Consider the following 16979-nt stretch of genomic DNA (forward strand, 5'->3'; position numbering starts at 1 on the left):
AAACGACATAGCGGCATAAATCAACAATTCGATGCGAAATTGTTACCTCTTTATTGGTGTCACCAATACGACTTTAACTGCCTCAAATCAAAAATTGTCTCAGCAAGGTTAACTAAAATCCCCATTCGTTAACATTTCTGCGCCCATCACGGCGCAACGTTCAGGATAAATTATGGAGCTGCTCTGCCCTGCCGGAAACCTACCGGCGCTTAAGGCGGCCATTGAGAACGGCGCTGATGCTGTCTACATCGGGCTGAAAGATGATACCAACGCCCGTCATTTCGCCGGCCTTAATTTTACCGAGAAAAAATTGCAGGAAGCGGTGAGTTTTGTCCATCAGCACCGCCGTAAGCTGCACATTGCGATTAACACCTTTGCGCACCCGGATGGTTACGCGCGCTGGCAACGTGCCGTTGATATGGCAGCGCAACTGGGTGCAGACGCGCTGATCCTTGCCGACCTCGCCATGCTTGAGTATGCCGCAGAGCGCTACCCGCATATTGAGCGCCATGTCTCTGTTCAGGCATCTGCAACCAATGAAGAGGCAATTAATTTCTATCATCGCAACTTTGACGTCGCCCGCGTGGTGCTGCCGCGCGTGCTGTCTATTCATCAGGTGAAGCAGCTTGCTCGCGTCACACCTGTTCCCCTGGAAGTGTTCGCCTTCGGTAGCCTGTGCATTATGGCGGAAGGCCGTTGCTATCTTTCGTCCTATCTGACGGGTGAGTCTCCTAACACGGTTGGTGCCTGCTCACCTGCCCGTTTTGTCCGCTGGCAACAGACCCAACAGGGGCTGGAATCCCGTCTTAATGAAGTGCTGATCGACCGCTATCAGGACGGGGAAAACGCCGGTTATCCGACGCTATGCAAAGGCCGCTATCTGGTTGACGGCGAGCGTTATCATGCGCTGGAAGAACCCACCAGCCTGAACACGCTGGAGCTGCTGCCGGAACTGCTGGCAGCCAATATTGCCTCGGTGAAAATCGAAGGTCGTCAGCGTAGTCCGGCCTATGTCAGCCAGGTGGCGAAAGTGTGGCGTCAGGCGATCGACCGCTGTATGGCCGACCCGCAAAACTACGTCCCGCAGGCCGCGTGGATGGAAACGCTCGGTTCTATGTCCGAAGGCACACAGACCACGCTTGGCGCGTATCACCGTAAATGGCAGTGAGAGAAGCAATGAAATATTCCTTAGGGCCGGTGCTGTGGTACTGGCCGAAAGAAACGCTGGAAGATTTTTATCAGCAGGCTGCCGTAAGCCAGGCCGACGTTATCTATCTTGGCGAAGCGGTATGCAGTAAACGCCGCGCCACCAAAGTGGGCGACTGGCTCGATATGGCGAAATCGCTCGCCGGCAGCGGTAAACAGGTTGTGCTGTCAACACTGGCGCTGGTACAGGCCTCTTCTGAACTGGGAGAGCTGAAGCGCTATGTCGAAAACGGTGACTTCCTGCTGGAAGCCAGCGATCTCGGCGTAGTAAACATGTGCGCCGAGCGTAAGCTGCCGTTTGTCGCCGGGCATGCGCTCAACTGCTACAACGCGGTTACCCTGCGTATTCTGCTCAAACATGGCATGGTGCGCTGGTGTATGCCGGTAGAGCTTTCCCGCGACTGGCTGGCAAACCTGCTCAACCAGTGTGATGAGCTGGGTATTCGCAATCAGTTTGAAGTTGAGGTGCTGAGCTACGGGCATCTGCCGCTGGCGTACTCTGCCCGCTGCTTTACCGCGCGCTCTGAAGACCGTCCAAAAGACGAGTGTGAAACCTGCTGCATCAAATATCCGAACGGGCGCGATGTGCTGTCGCAGGAGAATCAGCAGGTCTTTGTCCTCAACGGGATCCAGACCATGAGCGGCTATGTTTACAACCTCGGCAACGAACTGACATCGATGCAGGGGCTGGTTGATATTGTGCGTCTGTCCCCTTCAGGCACTGAAACATTCGCCATGCTCGACGCCTTCCGCGCCAATGAAAATGGCAGTGCTCCATTACCGCTTGCCGCCCACAGTGACTGTAACGGCTACTGGAAGCGACTGGCTGGACTGGAGCTGCAGGCCTAGCCGGATGCGGCATAAATGCCTTATCGGGCCTACAAATAGCGATCCCGTAGGCCCGATAAGCGCAGCGCCATCGGGCATGTTATATTCGGTGCCCGCCGTATAAAGCTCACTTTGTTAACAACATTCGCTAATCTTTAATGCAGTATTAAAAGATTAACCGGTAACAAAGTGAGCCGTTATGACTGACAAAACTATTCCGTTCTCGGTGCTGGATCTGGCGCCGATCCCTGAAGGATCCTCGGCAAAAGAGGCCTTCACACACTCGCTTGATCTCGCTCAACTGGCCGAAAAACGCGGCTACCACCGCTACTGGCTGGCGGAACATCACAACATGACCGGCATCGCCAGCGCAGCAACCTCAGTGCTGATTGGTTATCTGGCTGCCAATACCACCACGCTGCATCTCGGGTCTGGCGGCGTGATGTTGCCTAACCATTCGCCGCTGGTGATCGCCGAGCAGTTCGGTACCCTGAACACGCTATATCCGGGACGAATCGATCTCGGGCTTGGTCGCGCACCGGGCAGCGATCAACCAACCATGCGCGCACTGCGCCGCCATATGAGCGGTGATATCGATAACTTCCCACGCGACGTCGCTGAACTGGTGGACTGGTTCGACGCCCGCGATCCTAATCCCCATGTACGCCCGGTTCCCGGCTACGGCGAGCAGATCCCGGTCTGGTTATTAGGCTCCAGCCTGTACAGCGCACAACTGGCGGCCCAGCTTGGTCTGCCGTTTGCCTTCGCCTCGCACTTTGCCCCGGATATGCTGCATCAGGCGCTGCATTTGTATCGTACCCAGTTCAAACCCTCGGCGCGGCTGGCAAAACCGTATGCGATGGTGTGCATCAACATTATTGCCGCCGACAGCAATCGCGACGCCGAGTATCTTTTCACCTCCATGCAGCAGGCATTTGTGAAGCTGCGTCGTGGCGAAACCGGCCAGCTACCGCCGCCGGTAGAGAATATGCAGCAGCTGTGGTCCGCTTCTGAGCAGTACGGCGTACAACAGGCGCTGAGCATGTCGCTGGTCGGTGATAAGGCAAAAGTGCGGCATGGTCTCGACGCCATTCTGCGTGAAACCCAGGCTGATGAGATTATGGTTAACGGTCAGATTTTTGATCATCAGGCACGCCTACATTCGTTTGATTTGGCGATGGATGTGAAGCAGGAATTATTGGGGTAGTACTATTTGTGCCGGATGGCGGCTGCGCCTTATCCGGCCTACTCAATCTCTGTGGGCCCGGTAAGCGTAGCGCCACCGGGCAATTGTTCTACTGGTATACAGGCAACAGATTCACGCTCGACAGAATATGGATAACCGCGTTGCCGATACCGAATACCAGGATCAGCGCAATCATCGGCTTGCCGCCCCAGACACGGAATTTCGGGCTACCGAAACGCTCGCGGGATTTACGTGCCAGCAGCGCCGGAACAATGGCGGCCCAGATGGTTGCCGCGAGTCCTGCATAGCCAATGGCGTACAGGAAACCGTTCGGCCATAGCAAGCCACCGATAATTGGCGGGACAAATGTCAGCAATGCCGTTTTGAAACGTCCCATTGCCGAGTCATCAAAGCCAAACAGATCCGCCAGATAGTCAAACAGACCGAGCGTAACGCCGAGGAATGAACTCGCCACCGCAAAGTTGGAGAACACCACCAGCAGCAGATCCAGACTGCGGCTGTTTAGTACACCGCTCAACGCCTGTACCAGCACATCAATGTTACCGCCTTGCTGCGCAATACCGATAAACTCCGGACGCGGGATATTGCCCATCGTCCCCAGCAACCATACGGAATACAGCACCAGCGCCAGCAGCGTGCCGTACACCAGACACTTAACGATGGTCTTCGGATCTTTGCCGTAGTACTTCATCAGGCTCGGGACATTGCCGTGATAGCCGAATGAGGCCAAACAGAACGGCAGCGTCATCAGCAGGTACGGCGTATACGAAGCATTGCTTTCCGCCACGTTAAACAACGTTGTGGGCTGAACGTGTCCCAATAAGCTGCCGAAGGTCAGGAAAAAGGTAATCACCTTCGCGCCCAGCACAATTGCCGTCATGCGGCTCACCGCTTTGGTACTTAACCACACCACAAACGCCACCAGTAACGCAAAGCCAAGACCTGCCGCACGCGCCGGAACGTTCAACGACATCTCGGAGAAGGTGTGATGCAGGATCGACCCGCTCGCCGAGATATACGCGTAGGTCAGAATATAGAGAACGAAAGCAATCGAGATGCCGTTCACCACGTTCCAGCCTTTGCCCAGCAGATCTTTCGTGATGGTGTCGAAACTGGAGCCAATGCGGTAATTGAGGTTAGCTTCAAGGATCATCAGCCCGGAGTGCAGCATGCAGAACCAGGTGAAGATCAGCGCTGCCATTGACCAGAAGAACCACGCCCCGGACATGACCACTGGCAGGGAAAACATCCCCGCGCCAATAATGGTGCCGCCGATGATCACCACGCCGCCGAGCAGCGAAGGTGACGTTTGGGTGGTGGTTAGTGTTGCCATTTAGCCATCTCTCCAGTCATTTATATTGTGACTACATCTCAATGTGCTGCACTGTACCAGTACACGAGTACAATTGAAATAAAAAAAGCCCCGATTGTTGAGATCGGGGCCGTATATTTTACTTTACAGCTATAAAGCTAAAAGACTTATGCATCACCGCCGAAACGACGACGACCAGCAGAGTCATCACGACGCGGAGCAGAAGAATCGTCACGACGCGGACCACGGTTGCCTTCACGACGTTCGCCGCTGAAACGACGGCCATCGCCACGACCGCCTTCACGACGTTCGCCGCTAAAGTTACGACCTTCACCGCGACCGCCTTCACGACGCTCACCGCTGAAACGACCACCGCCACGACGCTCACCACCGGTGTGCGGAACTGCATCGCCAACCAGCTGCATGTTCATCGGCTTGTTCAGGATGCGAGTACGGGTAAAGTGCTGCAGCACGTCGCCCGGCATACCTTTCGGCAGTTCGATGGTGGAGTGGGAAGCAAACAGCTTGATGTTACCGATGTAACGGCTGCTGATATCACCTTCGTTAGCAATCGCACCAACGATATGACGAACTTCAACACCGTCATCACGGCCCACTTCAATGCGGTACAGCTGCATGTCACCAACATCACGACGTTCACGACGCGGACGGTCTTCACCACCACGGTCATTACGGTCACGAGGGCCACGATCGTTGCGGTCACGCGGACCACGGTCATCACGATCGCGGAATTCGCGTTTCGGACGCATCGGCGCATCTGGCGGCAGGATCAGAGGACGTTCGCCCTGAGCCATTTTCAGCAGTGCAGCTGCCAGCGTTTCGATATCCAGCTCTTCTTCCGGCTGCATTTTCGCCAGCAGAGCACGGTACTGATCCAGATCGCTGCTTTCCAGCTGCTGCTGTACTTTAGCAGCGAATTTTTCCAGACGGCGTTTGCCCAGCAGATCTGCGTTCGGCAGTTCTACTTCCGGAATAGTCAGCTTCATGGTGCGTTCGATGTTACGCAGCAGACGACGCTCGCGGTTCTCAACGAACAGCAGCGCACGACCCGCACGACCCGCACGACCGGTACGGCCGATACGGTGAACGTAAGACTCGGAATCCATCGGGATGTCGTAGTTGACAACCAGGCTGATACGCTCAACGTCCAGACCACGGGCCGCAACGTCGGTTGCAATCAGAATATCCAGACGGCCATCTTTCAGACGCTCCAGAGTCTGCTCACGCAGGGACTGGTTCATGTCGCCGTTCAGTGCAGCGCTGCTATAACCGCTACGCTCCAGCGCTTCTGCTACTTCCAGGGTCGCATTTTTGGTACGTACGAAAATAATCGCCGCATCAAAGTCTTCTGCTTCCAGGAAACGCACCAGCGCTTCATTTTTACGCATGCCCCACACCGTCCAGTAGCTCTGGCTGATGTCAGGACGGGTAGTAACGCTGGACTGAATACGTACTTCCTGCGGCTCTTTCATAAAGCGGCGGGTAATACGACGAATCGCTTCCGGCATGGTTGCAGAGAACAGAGCGGTCTGATGACCTTCCGGGATCTGCGCCATGATGGTTTCAACGTCTTCGATGAAGCCCATACGCAGCATTTCGTCAGCTTCGTCCAGTACCAGACCGCTCAGTTTGGAGAGGTCCAGAGTACCGCGCTTCAGGTGATCCAGCAGACGACCCGGCGTACCGACGACGATCTGTGGCCCCTGACGCAGGGCACGTAATTGCACGTCATAACGCTGGCCGCCGTACAGGGCAACCACGTTCACGCCGCGCATGTGTTTAGAGAAATCCGTCATGGCTTCTGCTACCTGAACCGCCAGTTCGCGGGTCGGTGCCAGCACCAGAATCTGAGGTGCCTTCAGCTCAGGATCAAGATTGTTGAGCAGCGGTAAAGAGAACGCTGCAGTTTTGCCGCTACCTGTCTGGGCCATACCCAGAACATCGCGGCCGCCCAGCAGATGCGGAATGCACTCTGCCTGGATTGGAGATGGTTTTTCGTAACCCAGATCGTTAAGGGCTTCAAGGATAGGAGCCTTCAGGCCCAGATCTGCAAAAGTGGTTTCGAATTCAGCCATGTAGTACGTGTGCCTCAAAATTAATGGCGGCCAGTCTACATAACTCATCATGAAATTGATCTGCAATTTTCATTGAAAAGTGTGAACCGGCTCAAAGTAGGTGTATTAACGAACAACAACGCCCTCACCCGTGAAGGTGATGGCAATCAAAAAAGATTACGGGCTGATGTGTACGTCAGCTATTGCTGGTCCGATTCTGCCAGGTCATCTTGGTCCTGGCCCAGGAGCGATAATTCCAACAATGCGTATCGGTGCTCAACAAAGTTATGAACGTTGTTAGCCACCGCCAGTTTGAACAATGCCGTAGCGTTGTCCAAATCCCCCAGACTTAGGTAGTACTTACCTAAATAGAAGTTGGTTTCACTGAGATGCTCAGCGAGCGAGGTGTTATCCGTTGCGTCCGCCTTCAGGCGTTCCATCAGCGTTGCTTCGCTAATGTTGCCCAGGTAGAACTCGACAATGTTCCATCCCCATTGCTCTTTATCCGATTTCTCAAAGCGTTGCTTCAACGCTTCTTTAGCCTGCTTCTCATCGAGCTTCTGCTCGGCAAGATAAAGCCACAGACTACGGAAAGGATCATTGGGATCGTCTTGATAAAACGCTAGCAGATCATCTTGCGCTAACTTGTCGCGACCGCCGTAATACAATGCGATACCGCGATTTAAGTGCGCGTAGTTGTAAGTTGGATCAAGCTCAAGTACAGAATCAAACGCTTCATAGGCAGCATCAAAATTGCCTGCCTGCGTTAAATATATACCTAAGTAATTGAATACTTCAGGCATATCTGGTCGGATTGCCAGCGCTTGTGAAAAATCATTTCGCGCCAGTGCCCTCAGACCGAGACTATCATACAACACTCCGCGCTCATATAAAAGCTGTGCGCGTTCGTCATCGGTTAAAGCCCGACTGGCAAGAATTTGTTCCATACGTGCCAGAATCACTTCCTGCTGCAAAGTCGGTTGCAATGGTACTGCGAGGACTTCACTCTTTCGCCAGGCGGAATTACTGCATCCAGCCAGCGTGAGTGCTGTCGCAACGAAACACCAGCGCAAAAAAGGCTTCATTTCCCACTCCCGAAGACAACGATTGAATGAACGTCCAGGTTCCCCGGTTGCTAACAAGGCATCCTGCCGGGTTAAAGGCCCTCCGCTTTCACGGAGGGCAATGGCAACCTTACTCGCCCTGGCTTGCCGGAGCTTCCGGTTCGCCTGCAGGCTGAGACTGCTCAGTTGCTTCTTTAATGCTCAGACGTACACGGCCCTGGCGATCAACTTCCAGAACTTTGACCGGTACTTCCTGGCCCATCTGCAGGTAGTCGGTCACTTTCTCAACACGCTTATCAGCGATCTGAGAGATGTGTACCAGACCTTCTTTACCGCCACCAATGGCAACGAATGCGCCAAAGTCAACGATACGGGTCACTTTACCATTGTAGATACGGCCTACTTCGATCTCTGCGGTGATCTCTTCGATACGACGGATAGCATATTTCGCTTTCTCACCGTCGGTCGCAGCAATCTTCACGGTACCATCATCTTCGATTTCAATGGTGGTGCCGGTTTCTTCGGTCAGAGCACGGATAACAGAACCGCCTTTACCGATAACGTCTTTGATCTTGTCCGGGCTGATCTTGATAGTGTGGATACGCGGAGCGAACTGAGAAATATCGCCACGCGGAGCGTTGATCGCTTGTTCCATCACACCCAGGATGTGCAGACGCGCACCTTTAGCCTGGTTCAGAGCAACCTGCATGATTTCTTTGGTGATACCTTCAATTTTGATATCCATCTGCAGTGCAGAGATACCGTCGCGGGAACCCGCCACTTTGAAGTCCATATCGCCCAGGTGGTCTTCGTCGCCCAGGATGTCAGACAGAACAACAAAGTTGTCACCTTCTTTCACCAGACCCATCGCGATACCCGCAACGGCTGCTTTGATCGGCACGCCTGCGTCCATCAGCGCCAGGGAAGCACCACATACGGAAGCCATGGAAGAAGAACCGTTAGATTCGGTGATTTCAGAAACCACACGTACGGTGTACGGGAATTTATCCAGTTCCGGCATTACTGCCAGTACGCCACGTTTCGCCAGACGGCCGTGACCAATCTCACGACGCTTCGGAGAACCGACCATACCGGTTTCACCTACGCAGTACGGAGGGAAGTTGTAGTGGAACAGGAAGTTGTCAGTACGCTCGCCCATCAGTTCGTCGAGGTTCTGCGCATCACGAGTGGTGCCCAGGGTCGCAGTAACCAGCGCCTGAGTTTCGCCACGGGTGAACAGTGCGGAACCGTGGGTACGCGGCAGAACGCCAGTACGCACGTCCAGGCCACGGATCATGTCTTTTTCACGGCCATCGATGCGCGGCTCGCCTGCCAGTACGCGGCTACGAACAACGTTTTTCTCGATAGCGTGCAGGATTTCACCCAGTTCGTTAGCGTCCAGGGTTTCGTCTTCAGCCACCAGAGTCGCGATGGTTTCAGACTTGATCACGTCAACCTGAGCATAACGCTCTTGTTTGTCAGTGATACGGTAAGCATCGCTCAAGCGAGCTTCTGCCAGTGCGGCAACGCGTGCGTTCAGCGCTTCGTTGACGGCTTCTGGCTGCCAGTCCCAACGCGGTTTGCCAGCTTCTTTCGCCAGCTCGTTGATCGCCTGAATCACAACCTGCTGCTGTTCGTGACCGAACACAACAGCGCCCAGCATCTGATCTTCGCTCAGCAGTTCAGCTTCGGATTCAACCATCAGTACGGCTGCTTCAGTACCGGCAACAACCAGGTCCAGCTTGCTTTCTTTCAGTTCGTCCTGAGTCGGGTTCAGAACGTACTGGTCATTGATGTAACCAACACGTGCAGCACCGATCGGGCCGTTGAATGGAATACCAGACAGAGTCAGCGCAGCAGATGCACCGATCATTGCCACGATGTCCGGGTTAACCTGCGGGTTAACGGAAACAACGGTCGCGATAACCTGAACTTCGTTAACGAAGCCTTCCGGGAACAGCGGGCGAACCGGGCGGTCAATCAGACGCGCGATCAGGGTTTCGCCTTCGCTCGGACGGCCTTCACGACGGAAGAAGCTACCCGGGATACGGCCAGCAGCGTAAGTACGCTCCTGATAGTTAACGGTCAGCGGGAAAAAGTCCTGGCCTGGTTTCGCTTTTTTCTGGCCAACAACGGTAACGAATACCGCGGTGTCATCCATGCTAACCATAACAGCGGCGGTCGCCTGACGCGCCATCATGCCGGTTTCCAGCGTAACGGTATGCTGACCGTACTGGAATTTACGAACGATCGGATTAAGCAAAATAATATCCTTTCTCTATTTTTTGACGGCACATTTTTGCGCCATCGTTAATACCCGATCTTCTGCGCATCCTCGCGACTAATGACAACCCTAACCCATAAGCATGAGTAAAGCCTCTCATTAGCCGCGCGAACCTCTGCAACGGAAGATCATTCATAGCAACAATACATTAGTTTCCAGCGAATTGCTGCCATCTGCTGGAAAAAAGGGGCCATGAAGGCCCCCTCTTTCTGAAACTCGAAAGAATTAGCGACGCAGGCCCAGACGCTCGATCAGCGCGGTGTAACGTGCAACATCTTTACGTTTCAGGTAGTCGAGCAGTTTACGACGCTGAGAAACCATGCGCAGCAGACCACGACGGCTGTGGTGATCTTTTTTGTGCTCCGCAAAGTGGCCCTGCAGGTGGTTAATCTGTGCAGTCAACAGAGCAACCTGAACATCGGTAGAACCGGTGTCGTTTGCATCACGACCAAACTCAGAAACGATTTTAGCGGTAGCTTCAGTACTTAGAGACATTTTAAAACTCCAAAGTGATAAGAATGAAAGGATGCCGATCTCTAATTCAGCTATCCCAGTGTATACACTTTATCCTTCAAACTGACTCTGCGTTGGCTGCGTCCGCTCACCTCAGTCACTTACCTAAGTAAGCTCCTGAGGATCCTCAGACTTGCCGCCTTGATGCAGCTCGAATGATTTTGTGTATACGCCACGCAGATTGTTAAACAATTTACGCGACGTTAAGCGGCAGTATTCTACTCGCAGCGCCCTTTTATCGCAAGACAGAGAGCGCTATGCAGGATACTCAACCACCAGGCGGCGAGGGGCGACACGACCTTCATCGTCCATCTCCCCCATGCCAATAAACTTGCCGTCATCGCCTTCCGTCACGCGTACCAGCCCTTCCAGCGGCGCGCCTGATGTCCGTACCGGGTTACCATTTTTAAAGTAAACCGAGGATGTTAAAGGCAAATTAACAACAGGATAGTCCGATGCCGGACTGTCCATTGGCATCAACAAAGGATCAAGCAACTGAGCCGCCGGAATGTTCTGCTGTTCTGCCTGTTCGACCAGCTCACGCAGGTGTTCCAGCGTGACCATACGATCCACCGGATACTTGCTGACCGTCAAACGACGCAGATACGTGACGTGCGCGCCGCAGCCCAGCTTCTCACCGAGATCGTCAACGATGGTACGAATATAGGTGCCTTTGGAGCAGTGAACTTCCAGCTCCAGTTCGTTACCCTCGTGACGGATAAACAGCAGCTCATAGACGGTAATCGGGCGCGCTTCACGCGGCACTTCAATGCCCTGACGCGCATATTCGTACAGCTTCTTACCCTGATACTTCAGCGCCGAATACATCGACGGAATCTGCTCGATATCGCCGCGGAAAGTCTCCAGCGCGCTCGCCAGTTGTTCTGCGGTGAAGGTTACCGGACGCTCCTGCACGATCTGCCCATCGGCATCGGAAGTGTCAGTACGCTGGCCCAGACGGGCAACCACGCGATAGCGTTTGTCAGAATCCAGCAAATACTGTGAAAACTTTGTCGCTTCACCAAGGCAGATAGGCAGCATGCCTGTCGCCAGCGGATCCAACGCGCCGGTATGTCCCGCGCGGTTGGCATTGTAGATGCGCTTTACTTTTTGCAGCACGTCATTGCTGGACATGCCCTGCGGCTTATCCAGCAGCAGGACACCATGAATATCGCGACCACGACGACGAGGACGACTCATCAGTCCTCCTTGCTGTCGTCCGCTGGGTTCACACGACGCTCATCGTCATGTTTCACCACGCTGGTCACCAGGTTGGACATGCGCATCCCTTCAACCAACGAGTTGTCGTAGAAGAAGGTCAGCTCAGGCACGATACGCAGACGCATTGCTTTACCCAGCAGAGAGCGGATAAAACCAGAGGCTTCCTGCAGTGCCTTAATGCCGTTTTTCACGGCAGCTTCGTCCTGATCGTTGAGGAAAGTCACGAATACTTTGGCATATGCCAGATCACGGGACATCTCAACACCCGATACGGTGGTCATCATACCAACACGCGGGTCTTTGATTTCGCGTTGCAGGATGAGTGCGATTTCTTTCTGCATCTCCTGCGCGACACGCTGCGGGCGACCAAATTCTTTCGCCATAATAAATTCTCCAGACAAAAAAGGGGCATTCAGCCCCTTTTGAAAATAATTCGGTGATTAGGCTGTAGGCCTGATAAGCGTAGCGCCATCAGGCATTACATTGCCGGATGTCGGCGTAAACGCCTTATCCGGCCTACACCCGAACAACCTTAAGCAATTGTACGTTTGATCTCGATGATCTCGAACACTTCGATCATATCGCCAACGCGAACGTCGTTGTAGTTCTTAACGCCGATACCACATTCCATACCGTTACGGACTTCGTTAACGTCATCTTTGAAGCGGCGCAGGGATTCCAGCTCGCCTTCATAGATAACCACGTTGTCGCGCAGTACGCGGATTGGGTTGTGACGTTTAATCGTGCCTTCGGTAACCATACAGCCTGCGATAGCGCCGAATTTCGGTGATTTGAACACATCACGAACTTCAGCCAGACCAATGATCTGCTGTTTCAGTTCCGGAGACAGCATGCCGCTCATCGCTGCTTTCACTTCGTCGATCAGATGATAGATGACGGAGTAGTAACGCAGATCCAAGCTTTCTGATTCGATAACTTTACGTGCAGAGGCATCAGCACGTACGTTGAAGCCAACCAGAATCGCGTTGGATGCCGCAGCCAGGGTCGCGTCGGTTTCGGTGATACCACCTACGCCAGAACCGATGATCTTCACTTTTACTTCGTCGGTAGACAGTTTCAGTAAAGAGTCGGAAATCGCTTCTACAGAACCCTGTACGTCAGCCTTCAGCACGATGTTCACTTCGTGAACTTCGCCTTCGGTCATGTTGGCGAACATGTTCTCAAGTTTAGATTTCTGCTGACGAGCCAGTTTAACTTCACGGAATTTGCCCTGACGGTACAGTGCAACTTCACGCGCTTTCTTCTCGTCACGAACGACGGTCACTTCATCACCGGCAGCCGGAACACCGGACAGACCGAGGATTTCCACTGGAATGGACGGACCTGCTTCCAGTACTTCCTGACCCAGTTCGTTACGCATCGCACGAACGCGGCCATATTCGAAGCCACACAGAACGATATCGCCCTTGTTCAGGGTACCTTCGCGAACCAGGACGGTAGCGACCGGGCCACGACCTTTATCCAGGAAGGATTCGATAACCGCACCGCTCGCCATACCTTTACGGATAGCTTTCAGTTCCAGTACTTCGGCCTGCAGCAGGATAGCATCCAGCAGTTCGTCGATACCGGTACCCGCTTTCGCAGAAACGTGAACGAACTGGCTCTCGCCGCCCCACTCTTCCGGCATGATTCCGTACTGGGACAGTTCGTTTTTAACGCGATCTGGATCCGCTTCCGGTTTATCGATTTTGTTGACTGCAACAACTACCGGCACACCTGCCGCTTTCGCGTGCTGGATAGCTTCGATAGTCTGCGGCATCACGCCGTCGTCTGCTGCAACAACCAGAACAACGATATCCGTTGCCTGAGCACCACGAGCACGCATGGAGGTAAACGCGGCGTGACCCGGGGTGTCCAGGAAGGTGATCATACCGTTGTCAGTTTCAACGTGGTACGCACCGATGTGCTGAGTAATGCCGCCCGCTTCGCCAGAGGCCACTTTCGTTGAACGAATGTAGTCCAGCAGAGACGTTTTACCGTGGTCAACGTGACCCATGATGGTCACTACCGGTGCACGCGGTTCAGCCGCAGCGCCGGTGTCACGGTCGCTCATTACTGCTTCTTCCAGCTCGTTTTCACGACGCAGGATAACTTTGTGGCCCATCTCTTCGGCAACCAGCTGTGCGGTTTCCTGGTCGATGACCTGGTTGATGGTCGCCATTGCGCCCAGTTTCATCATCGCTTTGATGACCTGAGAACCTTTGACCGCCATCTTGTTCGCCAGATCGCCAACGGTGATGGTTTCGCCGATCACAACGTCACGGTTAACGGCCTGAGCTGGCTTCTGGAAGCCCTGCTGCAGAGCGGAACCTTTACGCTGCTTGCCGCCTTTACCACCGCGAACCGCTGCACGTGCTTCTTCACGGTCAGCTTTAGATTCAGCGTGTTTATTGCCTTTCTTCGCCGGACGCGCGGCTTTAGTGCTGCGAGTACGACCACGACCGCCTTCAACTTCACGATCGTTCTCGTCTTCAGCCTGGCGAGCATGCTGAGAGGTGGTGACGTGATAATCACTGGTGTCTTCGACAGGTTCAGCGTTATTCACACCATTTTTCTCGTTTTCTTCCGCCATACGGCGAGCTTCTTCCGCTACGCGGCGCGCTTCTTCTTCAAGCTTGCGACGTGCTTCTTCTTCCGCTTTACGCTTCAGTTCTGCGGCTTCATTTTCACGGCGGGCTTTTTCGGCCTGGGCGGTTTTAGTCATATCGTCGGTCTGTTGATTGCTCACTTTGTCTTTTTCCGCAGCTTCACGTTTCGCTTTATCAGCGGCTTCACGCTTAGCTTGTTCTGCGGCCTCACGTTCGGCTTTTTGTTGCGCCTCGCGTTTGGCAGCTTCTTCTGCCTCACGACGGGCTTGCTCTTCCGCTTCACGCTGCGCCTGCTCTTCCGCGGCAAGGCGTTCAGCCTCTTGCGGATCGCGTTTCACAAAGGTGCGTGTCTTGCGGACTTCGATTTGTACCGATTTGCTTTTTCCACCGGTACCTGGAATATTGAGAGTACTGCGCGTTTTACGCTGCAATGTCAACTTATCCGGCGCTGAGCCGTTTTCACGGTTCAAATGCGCCAGTAAGGTTTGTTTCTCTTGTGCGGACACAGAGTCGTCAGCAGACTTCGGGATACCGGCATCAGCAAATTGCTGTACCAGGCGATCTACGGAAGTCTGTATCTCTGCAGCCAGCGTTTTTACGGTTACATCTGTCATACTGTTCCTTCCTGCTACAGTTTATTACGCTTCGTCGCCGAACCAGCAAATATTACGGGCAGCCATAATCAGCTCACCGGCTTTTTCGTCGGTCAACCCTTCGATATCAGCCAGATCATCAATGCCCTGTTCAGCGAGATCTTCCAGCGTACAAACACCACGGGCCGCCAGTTTGAAGGCCATCTCACGATCCAATCCTTCCAGATTCAGCAGATCGTCAGCCGGTTTGTTATCACCGAGGCTTTCTTCCTGGGCCAGTGCCAGAGTGGTCAGTGCGTTTTTAGCACGCTCGCGCAGCGCTTCAACGGTCTGTTCATCCAGGCCGTCAATTTCCAGCAGTTCTTTCATTGGCACGTAGGCCAGTTCTTCCAGCGTCGCAAAACCTTCTTCCACCAGAACAGTCGCGAAATCTTCATCGATATCGAGATATTTGGTGAAGGTATCGATGGCTGCATGTGCTTCAGCCTGATGCTTCGCTTGCAGGTCATCAACGGTCATCACGTTGAGTTCCCAACCGCTCAGTTGTGAAGCCAGGCGGACGTTCTGACCATTACGTCCAATCGCCTGAGCCAGGTTACCGGCTTCAACCGCGATATCCATGGTGTGTTTGTCTTCATCCACCACGATAGAAGCGACGTCTGCTGGCGCCATTGCGTTAATCACGAACTGCGCCGGGTTATCATCCCACAGGACGATATCGATACGCTCGCCGCCCAGTTCGGTAGAAACCGCCTGAACGCGCGCACCGCGCATACCAACACAGGCGCCGACCGGATCAATACGCTTGTCGTTGGTCTTAACGGCGATTTTCGCACGCGATCCCGGATCGCGAGCAGCCGCTTTAATTTCGATAACTTCTTCGCCGATTTCCGGCACTTCAATGCGGAACAGCTCAATCAGCATTTCCGGCTTGGAACGGGTTACGAACAGCTGTGCACCGCGCGCTTCCGGGCGAACTGAGTACAGAACACCACGAATACGGTCACCAGGACGGAAGTTTTCACGCGGCAGCATGTCTTCACGCAGGATCACAGCTTCAGCATTGCTGCCCAGATCCAGTGAAATGTTGTCGCGGTTTACTTTCTTCACCACACCGGTGACGATTTCGCCTTCATGTTCGCGGAACTGATCAACAACCATTGCGCGTTCAGCTTCACGTACTTTCTGTACGATAACCTGCTTCGCGGTCTGGGTAGTGATACGGTCAAAGGTGACAGATTCAATCTGATCTTCAACATATTCGCCCACGTTCAGACTTTCGTCTTCGAAGCGTGCCGCTTCCAGCGTAATTTCTTTGGTCGGCTGAGTAACTTCTTCTACGATTACCCAACGACGGAAGGTATCGAAATCACCGCTTTTACGATCGATTTCTACGCGAACGTCGATCTCTTGCTCATATTTTTTCTTTGTTGCTGTAGCCAGCGCACTTTCCAGCGCTTCAAAAATTTTCTCGCGTGGCAGCGCTTTTTCGTTGGATACGGCTTCAACAACAGCCAAAATTTCTTTGTTCATCGCGGGCTTTTCACCTCAATCCAGACTGTTAAAAGTGGGGAACCAGGTTCGCCTTCTGGATATTACTCAGCGCGAACACTTCATCTTTGCCTTCGACTGTGACCGTGATCATCTCACCGTCCACCGCTTTGATAACGCCCTGCCATTTACGACGGTTTTGTACCGCCATACGAAGAACCAGCGTGACTTCTTCACCCAGGAAACGCACGTAGTGTTCAGCTGTGAACAGAGGACGGTCGAGACCCGGAGAGGAGACTTCCAGGTTATAGGCAACGGTGATTGGGTCTTCGACATCCATCACGGCGCTTACCTGATGGCTCACATCAGCACAATCATCAACATTGATGCCATCTTCACTATCAATATAGATGCGCAGTGTGGATGTGCGACCACGAATAAATTCGATGCCGACCAGTTCGTAGCCCAGGGCTTCAACTGGCGCTGTAATCATCTCTGTTAATTTTTGCTCTAATGTGGACAAGCCCACCCCCAAGACATAAAAAAAGGGCCTAAAGCCCAGTTATTCTGTAGTCA

Annotated in this window: 14 protein-coding genes; 3 read left to right on the top strand and 11 right to left on the bottom strand. The window is 53.6% G+C overall.

Annotated elements, in window-relative coordinates:
• Nucleotides 1-172 precede the first annotated feature (172 nt).
• From ubiU to OGY09_RS05200, 3 genes are all read left to right on the top strand, one after another.
• Nucleotides 173-1168, top strand: a complete 996-nt coding sequence (gene ubiU, locus OGY09_RS05190; RefSeq protein WP_003024971.1) for a ubiquinone anaerobic biosynthesis protein UbiU — start codon at nucleotides 173-175, stop codon at nucleotides 1166-1168.
• An 8-nt stretch (nucleotides 1169-1176) separates the two neighbouring features.
• Nucleotides 1177-2055, top strand: a complete 879-nt coding sequence (locus OGY09_RS05195) for a U32 family peptidase (RefSeq protein WP_122973810.1) — start codon at nucleotides 1177-1179, stop codon at nucleotides 2053-2055.
• 178 nt (nucleotides 2056-2233) lie between these two features.
• Nucleotides 2234-3241 (top strand): luciferase-like monooxygenase, encoded by a 1008-nt coding sequence (locus tag OGY09_RS05200; RefSeq protein WP_032945097.1) that lies wholly within the window; start codon nucleotides 2234-2236, stop codon nucleotides 3239-3241.
• 88 nt (nucleotides 3242-3329) lie between these two features.
• Here OGY09_RS05200 and mtr read toward each other — a convergent pair whose 3' ends face one another.
• From mtr to rimP, 11 genes are all read right to left on the bottom strand, one after another.
• Nucleotides 3330-4574 (bottom strand): tryptophan permease, encoded by a 1245-nt coding sequence (gene mtr, locus OGY09_RS05205; RefSeq protein ID WP_032945098.1) that lies wholly within the window; start codon nucleotides 4572-4574, stop codon nucleotides 3330-3332.
• Between the two features lie 146 nt (nucleotides 4575-4720).
• Nucleotides 4721-6649, bottom strand: a complete 1929-nt coding sequence (locus tag OGY09_RS05210; RefSeq protein WP_003828643.1) for a DEAD/DEAH family ATP-dependent RNA helicase — start codon at nucleotides 6647-6649, stop codon at nucleotides 4721-4723.
• Entirely contained in the window at nucleotides 6642-6722 is an 81-nt protein-coding gene (yrbN, locus tag OGY09_RS05215; protein WP_010723222.1) for a protein YrbN, read from the bottom strand. Before yrbN ends, OGY09_RS05210 begins: the two co-directional genes overlap by 8 nt.
• Before the next feature lie 106 nt (nucleotides 6723-6828).
• Complete coding sequence (gene nlpI, locus OGY09_RS05220; protein WP_003024982.1) at nucleotides 6829-7713, bottom strand: lipoprotein NlpI; 885 nt, start codon at nucleotides 7711-7713, stop codon at nucleotides 6829-6831.
• A 109-nt stretch (nucleotides 7714-7822) separates the two neighbouring features.
• Nucleotides 7823-9955, bottom strand: a complete 2133-nt coding sequence (pnp, locus tag OGY09_RS05225) for a polyribonucleotide nucleotidyltransferase (protein ID WP_008785911.1) — start codon at nucleotides 9953-9955, stop codon at nucleotides 7823-7825.
• A gap of 246 nt (nucleotides 9956-10201) precedes the next feature.
• Nucleotides 10202-10471, bottom strand: a complete 270-nt coding sequence (gene rpsO / locus OGY09_RS05230) for a 30S ribosomal protein S15 (protein ID WP_000059465.1) — start codon at nucleotides 10469-10471, stop codon at nucleotides 10202-10204.
• Nucleotides 10472-10744: 273 nt separating this feature from the next.
• On the bottom strand, nucleotides 10745-11689 hold the full coding sequence (truB, locus tag OGY09_RS05235; protein ID WP_003024986.1) for a tRNA pseudouridine(55) synthase TruB: 945 nt from the start codon (nucleotides 11687-11689) through the stop codon (nucleotides 10745-10747).
• The gene (rbfA, locus tag OGY09_RS05240; protein WP_003024988.1) at nucleotides 11689-12093 is read right to left on the bottom strand and encodes a 30S ribosome-binding factor RbfA; all 405 of its coding nucleotides are present in this window, start codon (nucleotides 12091-12093) and stop codon (nucleotides 11689-11691) included. The genes truB and rbfA overlap by 1 nt, the downstream gene beginning before the upstream one ends.
• Before the next feature lie 149 nt (nucleotides 12094-12242).
• Nucleotides 12243-14933 (bottom strand): translation initiation factor IF-2, encoded by a 2691-nt coding sequence (gene infB, locus OGY09_RS05245; protein ID WP_032945099.1) that lies wholly within the window; start codon nucleotides 14931-14933, stop codon nucleotides 12243-12245.
• Nucleotides 14934-14957: 24 nt separating this feature from the next.
• Nucleotides 14958-16445: a transcription termination factor NusA gene (gene nusA / locus OGY09_RS05250; RefSeq protein ID WP_003024992.1), complete on the bottom strand. Its 1488-nt coding sequence runs from the start codon at nucleotides 16443-16445 to the stop codon at nucleotides 14958-14960.
• Between the two features lie 28 nt (nucleotides 16446-16473).
• Nucleotides 16474-16926, bottom strand: a complete 453-nt coding sequence (gene rimP, locus OGY09_RS05255; protein ID WP_003024996.1) for a ribosome maturation factor RimP — start codon at nucleotides 16924-16926, stop codon at nucleotides 16474-16476.
• Nucleotides 16927-16979 lie beyond the last annotated feature (53 nt).

It is taken from the genome of Citrobacter sp. Cpo071, assembly GCF_030332765.1.
GTDB lineage: Bacteria > Pseudomonadota > Gammaproteobacteria > Enterobacterales > Enterobacteriaceae > Citrobacter > Citrobacter portucalensis.

Coding starts and splice junctions, on each gene's coding strand:
- truB (WP_003024986.1), bottom strand. CDS start 11,689: ATGAGTCGTCCTCGTCGTCGTGGTCGCGATATTCATGGTGTCCTGCTG.
- infB (WP_032945099.1), bottom strand. CDS start 14,933: ATGACAGATGTAACCGTAAAAACGCTGGCTGCAGAGATACAGACTTCC.
- OGY09_RS05200 (WP_032945097.1), top strand. CDS start 2,234: ATGACTGACAAAACTATTCCGTTCTCGGTGCTGGATCTGGCGCCGATC.
- yrbN (WP_010723222.1), bottom strand. CDS start 6,722: ATGAAAATTGCAGATCAATTTCATGATGAGTTATGTAGACTGGCCGCC.
- nusA (WP_003024992.1), bottom strand. CDS start 16,445: ATGAACAAAGAAATTTTGGCTGTTGTTGAAGCCGTATCCAACGAAAAA.
- OGY09_RS05195 (WP_122973810.1), top strand. CDS start 1,177: ATGAAATATTCCTTAGGGCCGGTGCTGTGGTACTGGCCGAAAGAAACG.
- OGY09_RS05210 (WP_003828643.1), bottom strand. CDS start 6,649: ATGGCTGAATTCGAAACCACTTTTGCAGATCTGGGCCTGAAGGCTCCT.
- rpsO (WP_000059465.1), bottom strand. CDS start 10,471: ATGTCTCTAAGTACTGAAGCTACCGCTAAAATCGTTTCTGAGTTTGGT.
- rbfA (WP_003024988.1), bottom strand. CDS start 12,093: ATGGCGAAAGAATTTGGTCGCCCGCAGCGTGTCGCGCAGGAGATGCAG.
- ubiU (WP_003024971.1), top strand. CDS start 173: ATGGAGCTGCTCTGCCCTGCCGGAAACCTACCGGCGCTTAAGGCGGCC.
- nlpI (WP_003024982.1), bottom strand. CDS start 7,713: ATGAAGCCTTTTTTGCGCTGGTGTTTCGTTGCGACAGCACTCACGCTG.
- mtr (WP_032945098.1), bottom strand. CDS start 4,574: ATGGCAACACTAACCACCACCCAAACGTCACCTTCGCTGCTCGGCGGC.